The organism is Dorea sp. Marseille-P4042, from assembly GCF_900290215.1.
Classification (GTDB): domain Bacteria; phylum Bacillota; class Clostridia; order Lachnospirales; family Lachnospiraceae; genus Dorea; species Dorea formicigenerans.
In genome coordinates this window covers 19044-35911 of sequence record NZ_OLMI01000004.1, presented here as the reverse complement: position 1 = coordinate 35911, position 16868 = coordinate 19044, and the positions used below count along the sequence as shown (strand labels likewise).

16 protein-coding genes and 1 riboswitch are annotated in these 16868 nt (G+C 41.1%); of the genes, 14 read left to right on the top strand and 2 right to left on the bottom strand.

Annotated elements, in window-relative coordinates:
* Positions 1–212: 212 nt before the first annotated feature.
* From C7E02_RS18225 to C7E02_RS18210, 4 genes are all read left to right on the top strand, one after another.
* Entirely contained in the window at positions 213–1505 is a 1293-nt protein-coding gene (locus C7E02_RS18225; RefSeq protein ID WP_005331917.1) for a UDP-N-acetylglucosamine 1-carboxyvinyltransferase, read from the top strand.
* A gap of 86 nt (positions 1506–1591) precedes the next feature.
* Positions 1592–1690: riboswitch (SAM riboswitch) on the top strand.
* 135 nt (positions 1691–1825) lie between these two features.
* Positions 1826–3013 (top strand): methionine adenosyltransferase, encoded by a 1188-nt coding sequence (gene metK, locus C7E02_RS18220; protein ID WP_105310385.1) that lies wholly within the window; start codon positions 1826–1828, stop codon positions 3011–3013.
* Between the two features lie 131 nt (positions 3014–3144).
* The gene (locus tag C7E02_RS18215) at positions 3145–4641 is read left to right on the top strand and encodes a HAMP domain-containing sensor histidine kinase (RefSeq protein WP_022279468.1); all 1497 of its coding nucleotides are present in this window, start codon (positions 3145–3147) and stop codon (positions 4639–4641) included.
* Positions 4634–5323 (top strand): response regulator transcription factor, encoded by a 690-nt coding sequence (locus C7E02_RS18210; RefSeq protein ID WP_022279469.1) that lies wholly within the window; start codon positions 4634–4636, stop codon positions 5321–5323. Before C7E02_RS18215 ends, C7E02_RS18210 begins: the two co-directional genes overlap by 8 nt.
* Positions 5324–5408: 85 nt before the next feature.
* Here C7E02_RS18210 and C7E02_RS18205 read toward each other — a convergent pair whose 3' ends face one another.
* A complete protein-coding gene (locus C7E02_RS18205; protein WP_005338012.1) occupies positions 5409–6170 on the bottom strand; it encodes a sulfite exporter TauE/SafE family protein in 762 nt (253 codons plus the stop codon).
* Positions 6171–6443: 273 nt separating this feature from the next.
* On the opposite strand from C7E02_RS18205, the gene rpsL reads away from it, so the two are divergent.
* The 4 genes from rpsL to tuf all read left to right on the top strand — a co-directional run bounded on the left by rpsL (position 6444) and on the right by tuf (position 11049).
* Entirely contained in the window at positions 6444–6863 is a 420-nt protein-coding gene (gene rpsL, locus C7E02_RS18200) for a 30S ribosomal protein S12 (protein WP_005331923.1), read from the top strand.
* A 257-nt stretch (positions 6864–7120) separates the two neighbouring features.
* Complete coding sequence (gene rpsG / locus C7E02_RS18195) at positions 7121–7591, top strand: 30S ribosomal protein S7 (RefSeq protein WP_207635665.1); 471 nt, start codon at positions 7121–7123, stop codon at positions 7589–7591.
* Positions 7592–7608: 17 nt separating this feature from the next.
* Positions 7609–9726 (top strand): elongation factor G, encoded by a 2118-nt coding sequence (fusA, locus tag C7E02_RS18190; protein WP_005338009.1) that lies wholly within the window; start codon positions 7609–7611, stop codon positions 9724–9726.
* A gap of 129 nt (positions 9727–9855) precedes the next feature.
* Complete coding sequence (tuf, locus tag C7E02_RS18185) at positions 9856–11049, top strand: elongation factor Tu (protein WP_005338007.1); 1194 nt, start codon at positions 9856–9858, stop codon at positions 11047–11049.
* Between the two features lie 207 nt (positions 11050–11256).
* Here tuf and C7E02_RS18180 read toward each other — a convergent pair whose 3' ends face one another.
* Complete coding sequence (locus C7E02_RS18180) at positions 11257–11865, bottom strand: helix-turn-helix domain-containing protein (RefSeq protein ID WP_105310384.1); 609 nt, start codon at positions 11863–11865, stop codon at positions 11257–11259.
* A gap of 158 nt (positions 11866–12023) precedes the next feature.
* Here C7E02_RS18180 and C7E02_RS18175 point away from each other — a divergent pair, with 158 nt between their 5' ends.
* From C7E02_RS18175 to C7E02_RS18145, 6 genes are all read left to right on the top strand, one after another.
* Positions 12024–12218: a DNA-binding protein gene (locus C7E02_RS18175; RefSeq protein WP_105310383.1), complete on the top strand. Its 195-nt coding sequence runs from the start codon at positions 12024–12026 to the stop codon at positions 12216–12218.
* 14 nt (positions 12219–12232) lie between these two features.
* Positions 12233–13450, top strand: coding sequence for a site-specific integrase (locus C7E02_RS18170; protein ID WP_105310382.1), 1218 nt, complete (start codon positions 12233–12235; stop codon positions 13448–13450).
* The gene (locus C7E02_RS18165) at positions 13422–14423 is read left to right on the top strand and encodes an AAA family ATPase (protein ID WP_105310381.1); all 1002 of its coding nucleotides are present in this window, start codon (positions 13422–13424) and stop codon (positions 14421–14423) included. The genes C7E02_RS18170 and C7E02_RS18165 overlap by 29 nt, the downstream gene beginning before the upstream one ends.
* A 115-nt stretch (positions 14424–14538) precedes the next feature.
* On the top strand, positions 14539–14772 hold the full coding sequence (locus tag C7E02_RS18160) for a complexin-2 (RefSeq protein ID WP_330406873.1): 234 nt from the start codon (positions 14539–14541) through the stop codon (positions 14770–14772).
* Positions 14773–14961: 189 nt separating this feature from the next.
* Positions 14962–15189, top strand: coding sequence for a DUF5348 domain-containing protein (locus tag C7E02_RS18155; RefSeq protein WP_105310380.1), 228 nt, complete (start codon positions 14962–14964; stop codon positions 15187–15189).
* A gap of 254 nt (positions 15190–15443) precedes the next feature.
* Positions 15444–16865, top strand: coding sequence for a plasmid recombination protein (locus C7E02_RS18145; protein ID WP_105310379.1), 1422 nt, complete (start codon positions 15444–15446; stop codon positions 16863–16865).
* The last annotated feature ends 3 nt before the right edge of the window (positions 16866–16868 follow it).

Below are 16868 nucleotides of genomic sequence, written 5' to 3'. Positions count from 1 at the left end.
GTGGCAAGTGTTTTGTGCTATACTGTTGTGGTACCCATAAGAGGGCGTGTTATTGTCATGCCATAAAAATATGACTTGACATATGGGGAGTTTATATAATATACTGTCCCTCGACCATGCATTTTTGTCTCGCTCAGGGATAAGGAGCTTGAGAGAAGGAAAGATGCATAATATTTTAGAGAATATTGGTAGAATATATAGAGGTGTTATCTATGGAGCAATATATTATTAAGGGAGGTCACCCGCTTGTAGGCGAGGTGGAGATTGGTGGAGCGAAGAATGCGGCACTTGCGATTCTTGCTGCAGCAATTATGACAGATGAGACAGTCCGTATTGAGAACCTTCCAGATGTTAATGATATTAATGTACTTCTGGATGCGATTGCAGGTATTGGAGCAATGGTACAGCGTACAGACCGCCACACTGTTAAGATCAATGCGAAAGCAATTCATGATTTCAATATTGAATATGATTATATTAAAAAGATTCGTGCATCTTATTATCTGTTAGGAGCTATGCTTGGAAAGTATAAGCATGCAGAAGTTGCACTGCCTGGAGGATGTAATATCGGAAGCAGACCGATCGATCAGCATCTGAAAGGATTCCGTGCACTTGGAGCAGATGTAGAGATTGAATATGGTAAGATTCTTGCTGAAGCGGACCGCCTGGTCGGAAAGCACATTTACTTTGATGTAGTCAGTGTTGGAGCAACCATTAATGTTATGATGGCAGCTACAATGGCAGAGGGACTTACCATTATGGAGAATGTTGCAAAAGAACCTCACGTTGTTGATGTTGCAAACTTCCTCAACAGCATGGGAGCAAATATCCGTGGTGCCGGAACAGATGTGATCAAGATCCGTGGTGTTCAGAAACTTCACGGAACAGATTATTCTGTAATCCCAGATCAGATTGAAGCCGGAACATTTATGTTTGCGGCAGCAGCTACAAAAGGCGATGTGACAGTGCTGAATGTAATCCCGAAACATCTGGAAGCAACAATTGCAAAGCTTCTTGAAATTGGCTGCGAAGTAGAGGAATTTGACGATGCAGTTCGTGTAGTGTCAAAGGGGGACTTAAGAAGCACACATGTGAAGACATTACCATATCCGGGATTCCCGACAGATATGCAGCCACAGATGGGCGTTACACTGGCTTTATGCAAAGGGACAAGTATTGTGACAGAGAGTATCTTCGAGAATCGTTTTAAATATCTTGACGAGCTCGCAAGAATGGGTGCAAATGTCAAAGTAGAAGGAAATTCTGCAACGATTGAAGGTGTTGAGAAGCTTTCAGGAGCAAGGGTAAGCGCACCGGATCTTAGAGCAGGAGCAGCACTTTGCATTGCAGGTCTTGCAACTGACGGAATCACGATTGTTGACGACATTGTGTATATCCAGAGAGGATATGAGCGTTTCGAGGAGAAGATCCGTGGAATCGGCGGAATCATTGAACGTGTGTCTACAGAGCGTGAGATTCAGAAGTTCAAGCTGAAAGTCAGCTAATACAACAGAAAGTAAGATATGTATATTGACATTTCTTATGTATTGCGATAAAGTCATATATGTTACAAGATAATAATAATATTTTTCTCTTATTCAGAGCAGTGGAGGTACAAAGGACCTGTGAAGCTGCGGCAACCCCCGGTTCGGGAAGGTGCCGACCTGAGCGAGTAATCGAACAATAAGAGGATTGGCTTATGAAATATAAACAGTCCACTTAGTGTGGGCTGTTTCTTTGTGCAATGAATCCGCCATGCTATGTGCATTTTCAGGGTTTTAGCGAATCTCAGAATAAGAGTAAAGAACATGAAAAGGAGAAAAGAATGGAAAGACATTTATTTACATCAGAATCAGTAACTGAAGGACATCCGGATAAGATGTGCGACCAGATTTCAGATGCAATCCTGGATGCCCTTATGGAGCAGGATCCAATGAGCCGTGTTGCCTGCGAGACATGCACAACAACAGGTCTTGTTATGGTCATGGGAGAAATCACAACAAATGCTTATGTGGATATTCAGAAGATTGTAAGAGATACAGTCCGCGAGATTGGGTATACTCGTGGAAAATATGGATTTGATGCAGATACATGTGGTGTGATTACAGCAATCGATGAGCAGTCTGCAGATATCGCGCTTGGAGTTGACAAAGCTCTGGAAGCAAAAGAGAATAAAATGTCTGAAGAAGAGATTGCAGCAATCGGAGCAGGAGATCAGGGAATGATGTTCGGATATGCTTCCGATGAGACGCCGGAACTGATGCCATATCCGATTTCACTGGCACACAAGCTTGCAAGAAAACTGACAGAAGTCAGAAAAGACGGTACATTAAAATATTTAAGACCAGACGGAAAAACTCAGGTTACTGTAGAATATGATGAGAATGGTACGCCAAAGCGTCTGGATGCAGTTGTACTTTCTACACAGCACGATCCGGATGTGACACAGGAGCAGATTCACGAAGATATTAAGAAATATGTTTTTGACCCGATCATTCCGGAAGGAATGGTAGATGAGAATACAAAATTTTTCATCAACCCGACAGGCCGCTTTGTAATCGGTGGACCACACGGTGACAGCGGACTGACTGGAAGAAAGATTATTGTAGATACTTACGGTGGAATGGCTCGCCACGGGGGTGGAGCATTTTCCGGAAAGGATTGTACAAAGGTAGACAGATCCGCAGCTTACGCAGCACGTTATGTTGCTAAGAATATCGTGGCAGCCGGAATTGCTAAGAAATGTGAAATCCAGTTATCTTACGCGATCGGTGTTGCACACCCGACATCTATCATGGTAGATACATTTGGAACAGGTAAGATTTCAGATGAGAAGCTTGTTGAAATCATCCGTGAGAATTTCGATCTTCGTCCGGCTGGAATTATCCAGATGTTGAACTTAAGAAGACCGATTTACAAACAGACAGCAGCTTACGGTCACTTTGGACGTACAGATGTAGATCTTCCATGGGAGAAGACAGACAAAGCAGAGTTACTGAAAAGTTATCTGTAAGATTGATTTATAAAATTTTTAGAAATGTTTATGGACGCTTTCGTGTGAAGCGTCCTTTTTCATGCTATACTTGATTTTAGATGCAAAAGTGCATTTTGAGTGAGACCTGAACTTAAAAGGAGATTTATTTTATGAAATTTAAGACCAGGCTGGTAGTAGCGTTTTTTACAATTATATTAATTCCACTTGTATTATCTTCGGCGCTTGTGTGTATGGTTGGAAAATATCAACTTAGTTCTATTGAGAAAAATTATGGGATCAAGAATACGACAGTCGAGAGTCTGGCTAGTTCTGTAACCGTTCTTACACGGCTGACAGAACAGCCATATCGTGAGCTGGAGGCATTGATACGGAAAAATCCGGAAGAAATGGAAGATGCAGCACAACTGGAAAGTCTGAATGGTGAACTGCAAGATAAAAAATCTTATCTTCTTGTGAGAAAGAATGATACGATTGCCTATATTGGTACGGAGGCTTCTAAAGCTGAGAAAGTCATCAGCCAGCTCCCGGAGTATGGAGCGGCCGAGACGACATCAGAAAATGGCATGTATCTTGGAGGAAAAGCACAAGTCCTTCTAAAACAGATTGATTTTCAGTATTCGGATGGAAGTGAAGGCAGTGCATTTATTGTGACAAATGTAGGAAGCCTGATTCCGGAAGTGAAAAATCTGTTCGTGGAGATTATCGTATGCATTTTCCTGGTGCTTGTATTTACCGCATGTGTGCTGATCATCTGGATTTACAGAAGTGTCATGGGACCGGTCGGGAAGATGCGGGAGGCAACAAAGAGCATAAAAGAAGGAAATCTTGACTTTGAACTGCCGGTTGAGACAGATGACGAGCTCGGACAGCTCTGTGGGGATCTGGAAGACATGCGAAAACGTCTGAAGAATACGGCAGAAGAGAAACTGAAATTTGACAAAGAAAATAAAGAATTGATCAGTAACATTTCCCATGATCTAAAGACACCTGTGACGACCATCAAAGGTTATGCAGAAGGAATCATGGACGGTGTGGCAGATACTCCGGACAAAGTGGCAAAATATGTACGGACCATTTACAATAAAGCGAGTGAGATGGACGTACTCATCAACGAGCTGACTCTTTATTCAAAAATTGACACGAACCGTATTCCGTACAATTTCACAATTTTATCTGTGAATGATTATTTTAATGATTGCTCAGAGGATTTATCTTTGGATCTAGAGGCAAAAAATGTGGAATTTGGTTATTTTAATTATGTAGAACCTGAGGTCAAGGTTATTGCAGACCCGGAACAAATTAAGAGAGTGGTGCATAACATTGTGAATAACTCTGTAAAATATATGGATAAAGACAAGCCAAAGATTAATTTGCGCGTCAAAGATGTAGGGGATTTTGTTCAGGTCGAAATCGAAGATAACGGAAAAGGAATTGCGTCAAAAGATCTGCCAAATGTGTTCGAGAGATTTTACCGGACGGACGCATCAAGAAATTCCTCAAAAGGAGGAAGCGGTATTGGTCTTTCTATTGTAAAGAAGATTATAGAAGAACACGGTGGAAAAATCTGGGCAACGAGCCGGGAACATACCGGGACGACCATGTATTTTGTGCTTAGAAAGTATCAGGAGGTACCAGTAAATGAGTAAAATATTAATCGTAGAAGATGAAGAGACAATTGCAGATCTGGAAAAAGATTATCTGGAACTGAGCGGATTTGAGGTGGAAGTTGCAAATGACGGAGAGACAGGACTTGAAAAAGCCCTGAAAGATGAATACAGCTTGTTCATACTGGATCTCATGCTTCCGGGTGTGGACGGATTTGAAATCTGTAGGAAAATCCGAGAAGAAAAAAATACACCAATCATCATGGTATCCGCAAAGAAAGACGATATTGACAAGATTCGTGGGCTGGGACTCGGTGCAGACGATTATATGACAAAACCATTCAGTCCGAGCGAGATGGTAGCAAGAGTAAAAGCACACCTCGCAAGATATGACCGCCTGACAGGAAGCGCAGTGGAAAAGAATAAAATTATTGAGATTCGCGGACTCCGTATCGACACAACTGCAAGACGCGTATGGGTCAACGATGTAGAGAAGACATTTACAACAAAAGAATTTGATTTACTCACATTCCTTGCAAGCCACCCGAATCACGTATATACAAAAGAAGAACTGTTCCGGGAAATCTGGGATATGGAATCTATCGGAGATATTGCGACTGTGACTGTTCATATCAAAAAAATCCGAGAAAAAGTAGAAGTAGACACATCAAACCCACAGTACATTGAGACAATCTGGGGCGTGGGATACAGATTTAAAGTATAAAAATTAAATGGGGGACGTAGCACTTTAACAAAGTACTACGTCCCCATCGCTGATTAAGGCTGTCCCTTTTGGCGATTGTGCTGAATTAATAAACCCCAAGTGCTTTTAGTGCAAGCAGGAATAATACGAATACAATACTTGGTCTGGCAATTTTAGAACCGTTTTTCATCACAAGTCCGGCACCGATGTATCCGCCAAGCATATTGCAGGCTGCAGATGCAAGTCCGAGACTTAAAACGCCTTGTCCATTGTAAAGAAAGATTGCAAGTGCGGTCAGGTTCGTAGTCAAGTTGATGACTTTTGCCTGTGCATTTGCGGTCTGGATGTTCAGATGAGCAAATACTGTGAACGCGATAATTAAAAATGTTCCAGTTCCCGGTCCATAGAATCCGTCGTAACATCCGACGATAAATGCAGCTATCGTTGCAGTTAAGTAAGTTCTTCGGTTCAGAGTGATCTCTTCGCTCCCTTCATCGTTAAATAATTTCTTGTTTAATACGAGAAATGCAGATACCGGAAGGATTACCATTAATACATAGGAAAGAATGTGTTCCGGGACGCGAAGGGAGATCTGTGCACCGATGAAAGAACCGCAGATCGCAGCGACTACCGCAGGCGCTGCCAGCTTTAAATTAATGAGTTTTGCTTTCGCAAAACGGTAAGTGGCAAGTGCAGTTCCGAATGGACTGGATATTTTATTCGTGGCAATTGCTGCATGAGGAGGAAGCCCGGCAATTAAAAAAGCTGGAAGTGAAATCAGACCGCCGCCACCACCGATGGCGTCGACGAGCCCGGCGAGAAAAACAAGCGGGCATACGACTAAAAATGTATGAAGTGTGATATTCATATCAAGTGTTCTCCTGTCTTTTGTAAAATACTTTGATTCCAGAAAAGAAATCTTTTTTATTATAGAGAAAGATAATTTAAATGACAAGGGGAAAATCCATGAAAAACGTTATGTAAATCCGTAGAAAAACTCTGTAAAAATCTTGCAAAACCCCTTGACAATTAAGCGGTTTCATAATACTATAATCTAGCGTGCATAAAAAGGCATTAGTTTTTAGTGCGCATATTTCGTGTAAACGAGGCAACTTATTACTATCATAGGAGGTGAAAGAGAATGCCAACATTTAACCAGTTAGTAAAAAAAGGACGTCAGACATCTGTAAAGAAGTCTACAGCTCCTGCACTTCAGAAAGGGTACAATTCTCTTAAGAAAAGAGCAACTAATGAGTCTGCTCCACAGAAGAGAGGCGTATGTACAGCTGTTAAGACAGCTACACCTAAGAAGCCTAACTCAGCTCTTAGAAAGATCGCCAGAGTTCGTCTTTCTAACGGTATCGAAGTAACAAGCTATATCCCAGGAGAAGGACATAACCTTCAGGAGCATAGTGTTGTACTGATTCGTGGAGGAAGAGTAAAAGACCTTCCAGGAACAAGATACCACATCATCAGAGGAACACTTGATACAGCAGGTGTTGCTAAGAGAAGACAGGCTCGTTCTAAATACGGCGCTAAGAGACCAAAAGACGCTAAATAAATCCTGAGCACTTAATGAGCATGACCGCAAGGGGAATGTGAATTTAGTACGAAGATTGTTCTTCGGAACTTAGCGAGGTAGTTCACGAGCTTAGTAAGAAGAACTGCCATATGAATTTATATTCACAAACAGAACTATGATTGAGTAAGTTGCGAGACATATAGATGTTGAGTTATGTCTTTGCACTACACTGTATCATCAGAACGACACATGTGAGTACCTATGAATTAATCAAAATGTTTAAGGAGGGAAGGACCGTGCCACGTAAAGGACATACTCAGAAAAGAGACGTATTAGCAGATCCAATGTACAATAGTAAAGTGGTAACAAAGCTTATCAATAACATCATGTTAGACGGTAAGAAGGGTGTTGCACAGAAGATTGTATATGGAGCATTCGAAAGAATCGCAGACAAATCCGAGAAGCCAGCAATCGAAGTATTCGAAGAGGCTATGAACAACATCATGCCAGTACTTGAGGTAAAGGCAAGACGTATCGGAGGAGCAAACTATCAGGTGCCAATCGAGGTAAGAGCAGACAGAAGACAGACTTTAGCGCTTCGCTGGCTTACAACATATTCCCGTCAGAGAGGCGAGAAGACAATGGAAGAAAGACTGGCAAATGAGATTCTTGATGCAGCAAACAACACTGGTGCATCTGTAAAGAAGAAAGAAGACATGCACAAGATGGCTGAGGCAAACAAAGCATTTGCTCACTATCGTTTCTAATATTTTAGGAGGCAATAATGGCTGAGAGACAATATCCATTAGAGAGAACCAGAAACATCGGTATCATGGCTCATATTGATGCTGGTAAGACTACACTGACAGAGCGTATTCTTTACTATACCGGTGTAAACTATAAGATTGGTGATACTCATGAAGGTACTGCTACTATGGACTGGATGGAGCAGGAGCAGGAAAGAGGTATCACAATTACTTCTGCAGCTACAACATGTCACTGGACATTGGAAGAGAACTGTAAGCCGAAGCCGGGTGCTCTTGAGCATCGTATCAATATCATTGATACTCCGGGACACGTTGACTTTACTGTTGAGGTAGAGCGTTCACTTCGTGTACTGGACGGAGCAGTAGGTGTATTTTGTGCTAAGGGTGGTGTAGAGCCACAGTCAGAGAACGTATGGCGTCAGGCTGACACATACAACGTTCCAAGAATGGCATTCATCAACAAGATGGATATTCTTGGTGCTGATTTCTACAATGCTGTAGATCAGATCAGAACAAGACTTGGTAAAAATGCAATCGTTCTTCAGCTGCCAATCGGTAAAGAAGATGATTTCAAGGGAATCATTGATTTGATGGAAATGAAAGCCTACATCTACAACGATGATAAGGGAAATGATATCACAATCACTGATATTCCGGAAGATATGAAAGATGATGCTGAGCTTTATCACACAGAGATGGTTGAGAAGATTTGTGAGTTGGATGACGAGCTTATGATGATGTATCTTGAAGACGAGATTCCTTCAATCGAGCAGTTAAAAGCAACTTTAAGAAAAGCAACATGTGAGTGTACAGCAGTACCTGTAACATGTGGATCAGCATACAGAAATAAAGGTGTTCAGAAGATGCTTGATGCAGTTATCGAGTATATGCCTGCACCAACAGATATCCCACCAATCGAAGGTGTGGACGAGGATGGAAACAATGTTGTAAGACATTCTTCAGATGAGGAGCCATTCTCAGCACTTGCATTCAAGATTATGACAGACCCATTCGTTGGTAAACTGGCATATTTCAGAGTTTACTCTGGTACAATGAACTCTGGTTCTTATGTACTGAATGCTACAAAGAACAAAAAAGAGCGTGTTGGACGTATCCTTCAGATGCATGCCAACAAGCGTGAAGAGCTGGATAAGGTTTATTCCGGAGATATCGCTGCGGCTATCGGATTCAAGTTCACTACAACAGGTGATACAATCTGTGATGAGCAGCACCCAGTAATTCTGGAGTCTATGGAATTCCCAGAGCCAGTTATCGAGCTCGCTATCGAGCCTAAGACAAAGGCTTCCCAGGGTAAACTTGGTGAGTCCCTTGCAAAACTTGCAGAAGAGGATCCTACATTCCGTGCACACACTGATCAGGAAACTGGACAGACAATCATCGCCGGAATGGGTGAGCTTCACTTGGAGATCATCGTTGACCGTCTTCTTCGTGAGTTCAAAGTAGAAGCTAACGTTGGTGCACCACAGGTTGCATACAAAGAAGCATTTACTAAGGCTGTTGATGTAGATAGCAAATATGCTAAACAGTCTGGTGGACGTGGACAGTACGGACACTGTAAAGTTAAATTTGAGCCTATGGATGTTAACGGTGAGGAGACATTCAAATTCGAGTCTACTGTAGTTGGTGGAGCTATTCCGAAAGAGTACATTCCGAAGATCGGAGAAGGTATTGAGGAAGCTATGCAGTCAGGTCTTCTTGGAGGATTCCCGGTTGTTGGTATTCACGCTAACGTATATGACGGATCTTACCATGAGGTCGATTCCAGTGAGATGGCTTTCCATATTGCAGGATCACTTGCATTTAAAGATGCTATGAAGAAGGCAGATCCGGTACTTCTTGAGCCTATCATGAAGGTTGAGGTAACAATGCCAGAAGAGTACATGGGAGATGTTATCGGTGATATCAACTCACGTCGTGGACGTATCGAGGGTATGGATGATCTTGGCGGTGGTAAGATTGTACATGGTTATGTACCACTTGCAGAGATGTTCGGATACTCTACAGACCTTCGTTCCAGAACACAGGGACGTGGTAACTACTCAATGTTCTTCGAGAAATACGAGCAGGTACCAAAGTCTGTACAGGAGAAGGTATTATCCAATAAAAATGCTTAATTCCTTGTAAAAAGGCGCAAAAAGGCTTGAAAAACTGTATGATTTGAAATATAATCAAAACTAGCCGAGTAATCGTAAAATATTTTTAGAAAATGCTTTAAAAGCATATATTTAAGGAGGATATTCAAAATGGCAAAGGCTAAATTTGAAAGAACAAAACCGCATTGTAATATCGGTACTATCGGTCACGTTGACCATGGTAAAACAACTCTTACAGCTGCTATCACAAAGACACTTGCAGCAAGAGTTGAGGGTAACGCAGCTGTAGATTTCGAGAACATCGATAAAGCTCCAGAAGAGAGAGAGCGTGGAATCACAATCTCTACAGCACACGTTGAGTATGAGACAGAGAAACGTCACTATGCACACGTTGACTGCCCAGGACATGCTGACTACGTTAAGAACATGATCACAGGAGCTGCTCAGATGGACGGAGCTATCCTTGTCGTAGCTGCTACAGACGGAGTTATGGCTCAGACAAGAGAGCATATCCTTCTTTCCCGTCAGGTAGGTGTACCTTACATCGTTGTATTCATGAACAAATGTGACATGGTTGACGATCCAGAGCTTCTTGAGCTCGTTGAGATGGAAATCCGTGAGCTGTTAGACGAGTATGAGTTCCCAGGAGATGACACACCGATCATCCAGGGATCTGCTCTTAAAGCTCTTGAGGATCCAATGTCAGAGTGGGGAGATAAGATCATGGAGCTTATGGATGCTGTAGATTCTTATATCCCAGATCCAGAGCGTGATACAGATAAGCCATTCCTTATGCCTGTAGAGGACGTATTCTCTATCACAGGACGTGGAACAGTTGCTACAGGTAGAGTAGAGCGTGGTGTTCTTCATGTATCTGACGAAGTTGAAATCGTTGGTATCCATGAGGATGTTAAGAAAACAGTTGTAACAGGTGTTGAGATGTTCCGTAAGCTTCTTGATGAGGCTCAGGCTGGAGATAACATCGGAGCTCTTCTTCGTGGTATCCAGAGAACAGACATCGAAAGAGGACAGGTTCTTTGTAAACCAGGTTCAGTTACATGCCACAAGAAATTCACAGCTCAGGTTTATGTACTGACAAAAGACGAGGGTGGACGTCATACTCCATTCTTCAACAACTATCGTCCACAGTTCTACTTCAGAACAACAGACGTAACAGGTGTTTGCGAGCTTCCAGAGGGAACAGAGATGTGCATGCCTGGAGATAACGTAGAGATGACAATCGAACTGATTCACCCAGTTGCTATGGAGCAGGGACTTCGTTTCGCTATCCGTGAAGGTGGACGTACTGTTGGATCAGGACGTGTTGCTACAATCATCGAGTAATTATAACTTGATATAAATTGAGTGTCAGGAGTGCACTCTGTGTCCAAACGTAAGATACCCCAGAAACCTTGTGTTTCTGGGGTTTTTCTGTTATGTGAAAATTAAGAATACAGCTATAAAGAATAGCGAATATATTAAGACAGGCAGGTATGGGAAGACTTTTATTTTCTTCACATATCTGCCTGTGATACTGTTATGATACTATTTTTATTCGTTATTGGAAAATTTCTTTGCTAAAAGTTCATCTCGTTTACGAATTCGTGTTTCAAAATCCAATTCTTCAATTTCTTTATGTGTGACAGGTTTCGCTGTATAGTATTCCAGCGTTTGTTTTTTCCACATATCGTACATATCCTTGCCTGTGAAATAAGATTCCAGGCTTTCTCTGTTCTCTTGTAGGTCTGCAAGAAAATTACACATATCCGCATTTAAAGAATGTTTTGGATCATTTCCATAAAAGCGAAGTCCGGCGTACCATCTCTGACTTTCTGTTTCTATGTCTCCGGGAAGTTTATTATTTATGTCCAGTTCATAGCGTAATTCATTTGATTCATTCATCTGGAGCAGAACCAAAATGACATCGCTCAGGGTAGAAATTTGTATTTTGTTTTCAGATAATCCAAACAACCAGTCCAGTGAGACATGAAATTTTTGAGCAATGGTCAATAATACCTCGTTGGATGGTGTAACTACACCGTTTTCATAACTGGATAAAGTTGATTGCCGTATTCCAATGGCTGCGGAAAAGTTTTTCTGATTCATTTTCAGATCAGTTCGCAGTTCTTTTATTTTCTCTGAAATAGATGATTCCTGCATAATAGACACCTCCTCAAAACTATAATTAGTATATCATAAATGATAAAAATCAACAATATGGAAAAATATCATTTATACAGATAAAAATTATTGACAATGATTATTTAAAATGATATAGTATCAGTGAAAATGATAATTATAGATGAGGAGGAAATGATATGCAGAGACAGAACTATATGATTACAGCAGAAGAAGTAGCTGAAAGCATGGGAATTTCACTTGGATATGCTTATAAGCTGCTTCGTAAATTAAACAAAGAGCTTGCAGATCAGGGTTATGTGACCGTTGCAGGCAAAATACCAAGGGCATTCTGGGAAAAGAAATTTTATGGATATTCCCAGATTGTAATGTAAGGGGGTGAGAAAGTATGGCAGCATACAAAGATGAAGAAAGAGGAACCTGGTATGTTTCGTTTTATTACGAGGATTGGACAGGAGCCAAAAAGAGAAAAGTAAAAAGAGGATTCCGCACCAAGAAAGAAGCGTTAAATTTTGAAGCAGAGTATAAAAGAACAGCGAAAGCTGATATGGATATGACAATGAGAGAGTTTGTAGAAGTCTACTTCCGAGACAAGGCTCAGTCATTGAAAGACAGAAGTATCAAGAACAAAAGAGATACGATGAATGCTCAGCTGTTACCGTATTTTAAGGACAGACCGATGAACAGTATTACACCTGCAGAAATTATCCAGTGGCAGAATACGATTATTGAAAAAGGATATTCGGATGATTACCTAAAAACAATACAGAATCAGATGACGGCATTGTTCAATCATGCGAAGAATATCTACAATTTGGCAGATAATCCCTGTGACAAGGTAAAACGCATGGGAAAAACTTCAAAAAAGAAAATGAAATTCTGGACGATTGAAGAATACCGACAGTTTATGACAGGAATAGAACAGGGAAGCAAATATTATGTATTGTTTGAATTATTATTCTGGACAGGAGCAAGAGAGGGCGAAGCACTCAGCATTACACCTGCGGACATTGATTTTGAGAGGAATCTGCTTCATATCAATAAAACTTACTACTGTATGCATGGAAAAGATGTAATTACATCTCCTAAAACAGAAGAATCTAATCGCACAATTTCCATACCAGAATTTCTCAAAAAAGAGATTCAGGATTATATTGGTAAATTGTATGAATTACCTGAAGATGAACGGATTTTCCCAATAGTTCATGAAGCAGTACAGCATAAGTTAAAACAGGTGGTTCAAAAGACCGGAGTGAAAAAGATAAGAGTACACGACATTCGTCACAGTCATGCGGCATTTCTGATTAATAAAGGTGTACAGCCATTGATGATTAAAGAGAGATTTGGACATACAGACATTCGTATTACATTGAATACTTATGGTCACTTATATCCAGATCAGCAAAAAGTGGTGTCAGATATGCTGGATGATGAAAATATAAAAAGCTCCGGAAGTACGAGCAACCGGAGCAATGTGACAAATGAGGACGAATCCACAAATGTCAACCCTAGACAAGTTGATTATAGCAGGGATTCTTTCGGAGAACAACAGACAATTGAAGAGAACAGTTTGAAAAATGGAGGAATTTATGGAACAGAGAAATGAGAATAAAACAGAATTGAAAATGATAAAGATGTCAGATGTCCAGTCTCAGACAGTGGACTGGCTCTGGTATCCGTTTATCCCTTATGGGAAATTAACAATTATTCAGGGAGATCCCGGCGATGGAAAAACTACGTTGGTGTTAAATATCGCAGCAAAATTGTCTAAAGGAGAAAGATTGGACAACGATATGAAGGTAACAGAACCAGTAAATATTATTTATCAGACAGCAGAAGATGGACTGGCAGATACGGTAAAACCCAGATTAGAACTGGCAGAAGCGGTCTGTGAAAGAATCATGGTTATAGATGAAACAGAAAAATCACTTTCCATGATTGATGAAAGACTGGAAGCTGCCATTAAACAGACAGGTGCCAGGGTGCTTATTTTAGATCCAATCCAGGCATATCTTGGTGGAACAATGGATATGAACCGGGCAAATGAAGCAAGGGACATGACGAAGAAATTGAGCTTACTGGCAGAAAAATACAAATGTGCAATCTTATTGATTGGACACATGAATAAAGCTGGTGGAAACAAAGCTGCATATAGAGGAATGGGTTCGATTGACTTTTTTGCAGTAGCCAGAAGCGTATTGCTGGTAGGAAGAATAGAGGGAGAACCGGATTTAAGAGCAGTGGTTCAAATTAAAAATAATCTGGCAGCATTTGGACATTCCAAAGCATTTCGCCTGACAGAAACAGGATTTGAGTGGGTAGGTGACTATGAAATCACAGCAGATGAAGTGCTTGGAGGAATTGCACCCAAGATAAATAAGCTGGAACAAGCCAAGAAGATGTTGAGAGAACTGGCAGAAACATCAAATTCCGTACAAAGCAGCAAAATTTTTGATATGGCAGAAGAATTGAATATTTCCAAAAGAACACTGGAAAATGCAAAAAAAGAACTCGGAATTAAGGCAAGACGAATCGGTAATTCATGGTATTGGGATTTAGATAAAGTTAAACCGGAATAAATAAAGGATGCAACATTGCAGAGTTTATAGAAAATGCGGAATTAAAATGTAAGGTTGCAATCTGTAAAGACATTGCAGTGTTGCGTCCTTACATAAATTGTAAGAAGGTGAGAACTTGAAAAACGTTATGATTCCAGAGGAGTTATTTGGAAAGATTATAAAATATCATTTACTGGATCAGGAACAGGAAGCAGATGATATAAGAAAAGGTCTGGAGAATAAGCTGGATGCAATGGTAAATCGTGAGGTATACAGTAAATTCAAAACTGCACCAACAGAAGAAGAACGGGAAAAGTTCCGGCAGGAGTATCTGGAAAAAAAGGGAATACAGGAAAGCTTTAGATGGTAAAATTTCTTGTTGATTACTCTATAACAGGAGCGTGTCACGCACCTGTAAATATCAGACAAGGGAAAGTCTGTAAGATGCAGACGAGAGGTTATAGATTACCCGATTATTTATAGGCAAATTATAGGTTGCGAAAGGGAGTACTGAAGCAGAGCGTGCTTACAGCAGGATAATAGAAAGGAGCATACAGCAATGAGAGAAGGAAGATTAGGTTATAACAGCAGTAACGACAGATATGGTTTATTGTCATCAGATTTATGGATTGATACAGGATTTCATTGTGGAGAATGCCTGGAAGTACTAATTGATGATCAGTGGGTGCAGACCAGAATGGAGATGAATCCGGCAAGGGAATGGTATCTGGTAGGAACACCGTACTGTGGGGATCTGGAATATATCCGGGCGAGAATACCGGAATAGGATATGCGGATACATAGATCGTTGCTCCGCTTCGGTCGGTGCAGAGCAGACGTCCCATGGACGTATTGCCCCCGGCAGGGCGCAAGGGTACTTTTGATAGACGGTACGGCTGTCGAAAGTGCTTTTGCGTTACTTTTGACAAAAGTAACAAAACCGCCGTATCCGGCGAAGATTTCTTATAATTGCCATGGCAGGCGTAAATAAAGATTATGTGCAATATCTGGCACTGCTTTTAGAAAGGGAGGTGAAGGAATATGACAATAAAAAGGACAATAAGTGGCATGATTGGAGCTGGCTCACTGGCTCATAACAGACGGGATTTTATAGCTGAAAATGTAGATTCGGACAGAGTACACCTGAATATCTGTTACCAGAATGAAAATCTGAAAGAAGTATATAAAGAGTTGTTTGATGATTCTGTGGAACGGTACAATGTAGGAAAAAGAAAGGATCGGCAGATTACAAATTACTATGAAAAAATCCGTCAAGGAAAGCAGGAAAAGCTGTTCCACGAAGTAATTGTCCAGATTGGAAATCGAGAAGATATGGCTGTGGGAACGACAGAAGGAGACCTGGCGGTAAAAGTACTGGATGAGTATGTAAAGAATTTTCAGCAACGAAATCCAACGCTTCATGTATTTAGCTGTTATCTGCACCAGGATGAAGCTACACCGCATCTGCACATTGATTTTGTCCCTTATGTGATTGGCTGGAAAGGGAAAGGAATGGATACCAGGGTTTCCCTGAAGCAGGCATTAAAAAGCCTGGGATTTGAAGGTGGGAACAAACACGATACAGAGTTGAATCAGTGGATCAACCATGAAAAAGAAGTGCTTGCAGAGGTTGCACGACAGCATGGAATTGAATGGGAGCAGAAAGGGACACATGAGGAACATCTGGATGTTTATAATTTTAAGAAGAAAGAGCGTAAAAAGGAAGTACAGGCACTGGAACAGGAAAAAGAATATCTCACTGCTGAGAATGAAGGACTGATTGCACAGATTGCGGAAGTAAGAGCTGATATCCAGCTTTTAAAAGATGATAAGGAGCAGGCAGTTAAAGATAAAGAGGAAGCTAAGAAGCGTGCGGAAAAAGCTGAGAAAGATCTGCACAGCCTGGAAGAACGCAGAGAACGGTTGCAGCCTGTTATGGATAATGTTAGTAAGGAAATAAAGGAATATGGGACAGTGAAAGCAATTCTACCGGAAGCTGGGACATTAGAACGTGCAACAACTTACCGGGATAAAAAGATAAAACCACTGTTTACCCAGATGAAAAATAAAATTGCTGCAATGGCTGCCCAGGTCAAAGAACTTACCAAAGAAGTAGAAAAATGGAAACACAAATATCAGGAAACAAAGCAGGCATATAACCGAGTGCAGAGAGAGCTAGATACAGTATGTGAAGAAAAACAGCAGTTATCTGAGGAAAAGCAACAATTGAAGGGCGTTTCCGACAGATATGACCGGGTAGTGCGTGTCCTTGGGGAAAATGTTGTAGAGGATGCAGTGCAGCAAGATATACAGGAGCAGAAAGTATTAGAAGAAAAACGACAAATGGAGCAAATGCCTCAAGGAAGTATTCACGAAAGACTGGCCTGGGGTGCTCGAAAGAGTGAGATGGAGAATCAACAGCGTAAGAAAAATAAAACAAAAAACAGAGGAATGGAGAGATAAGAC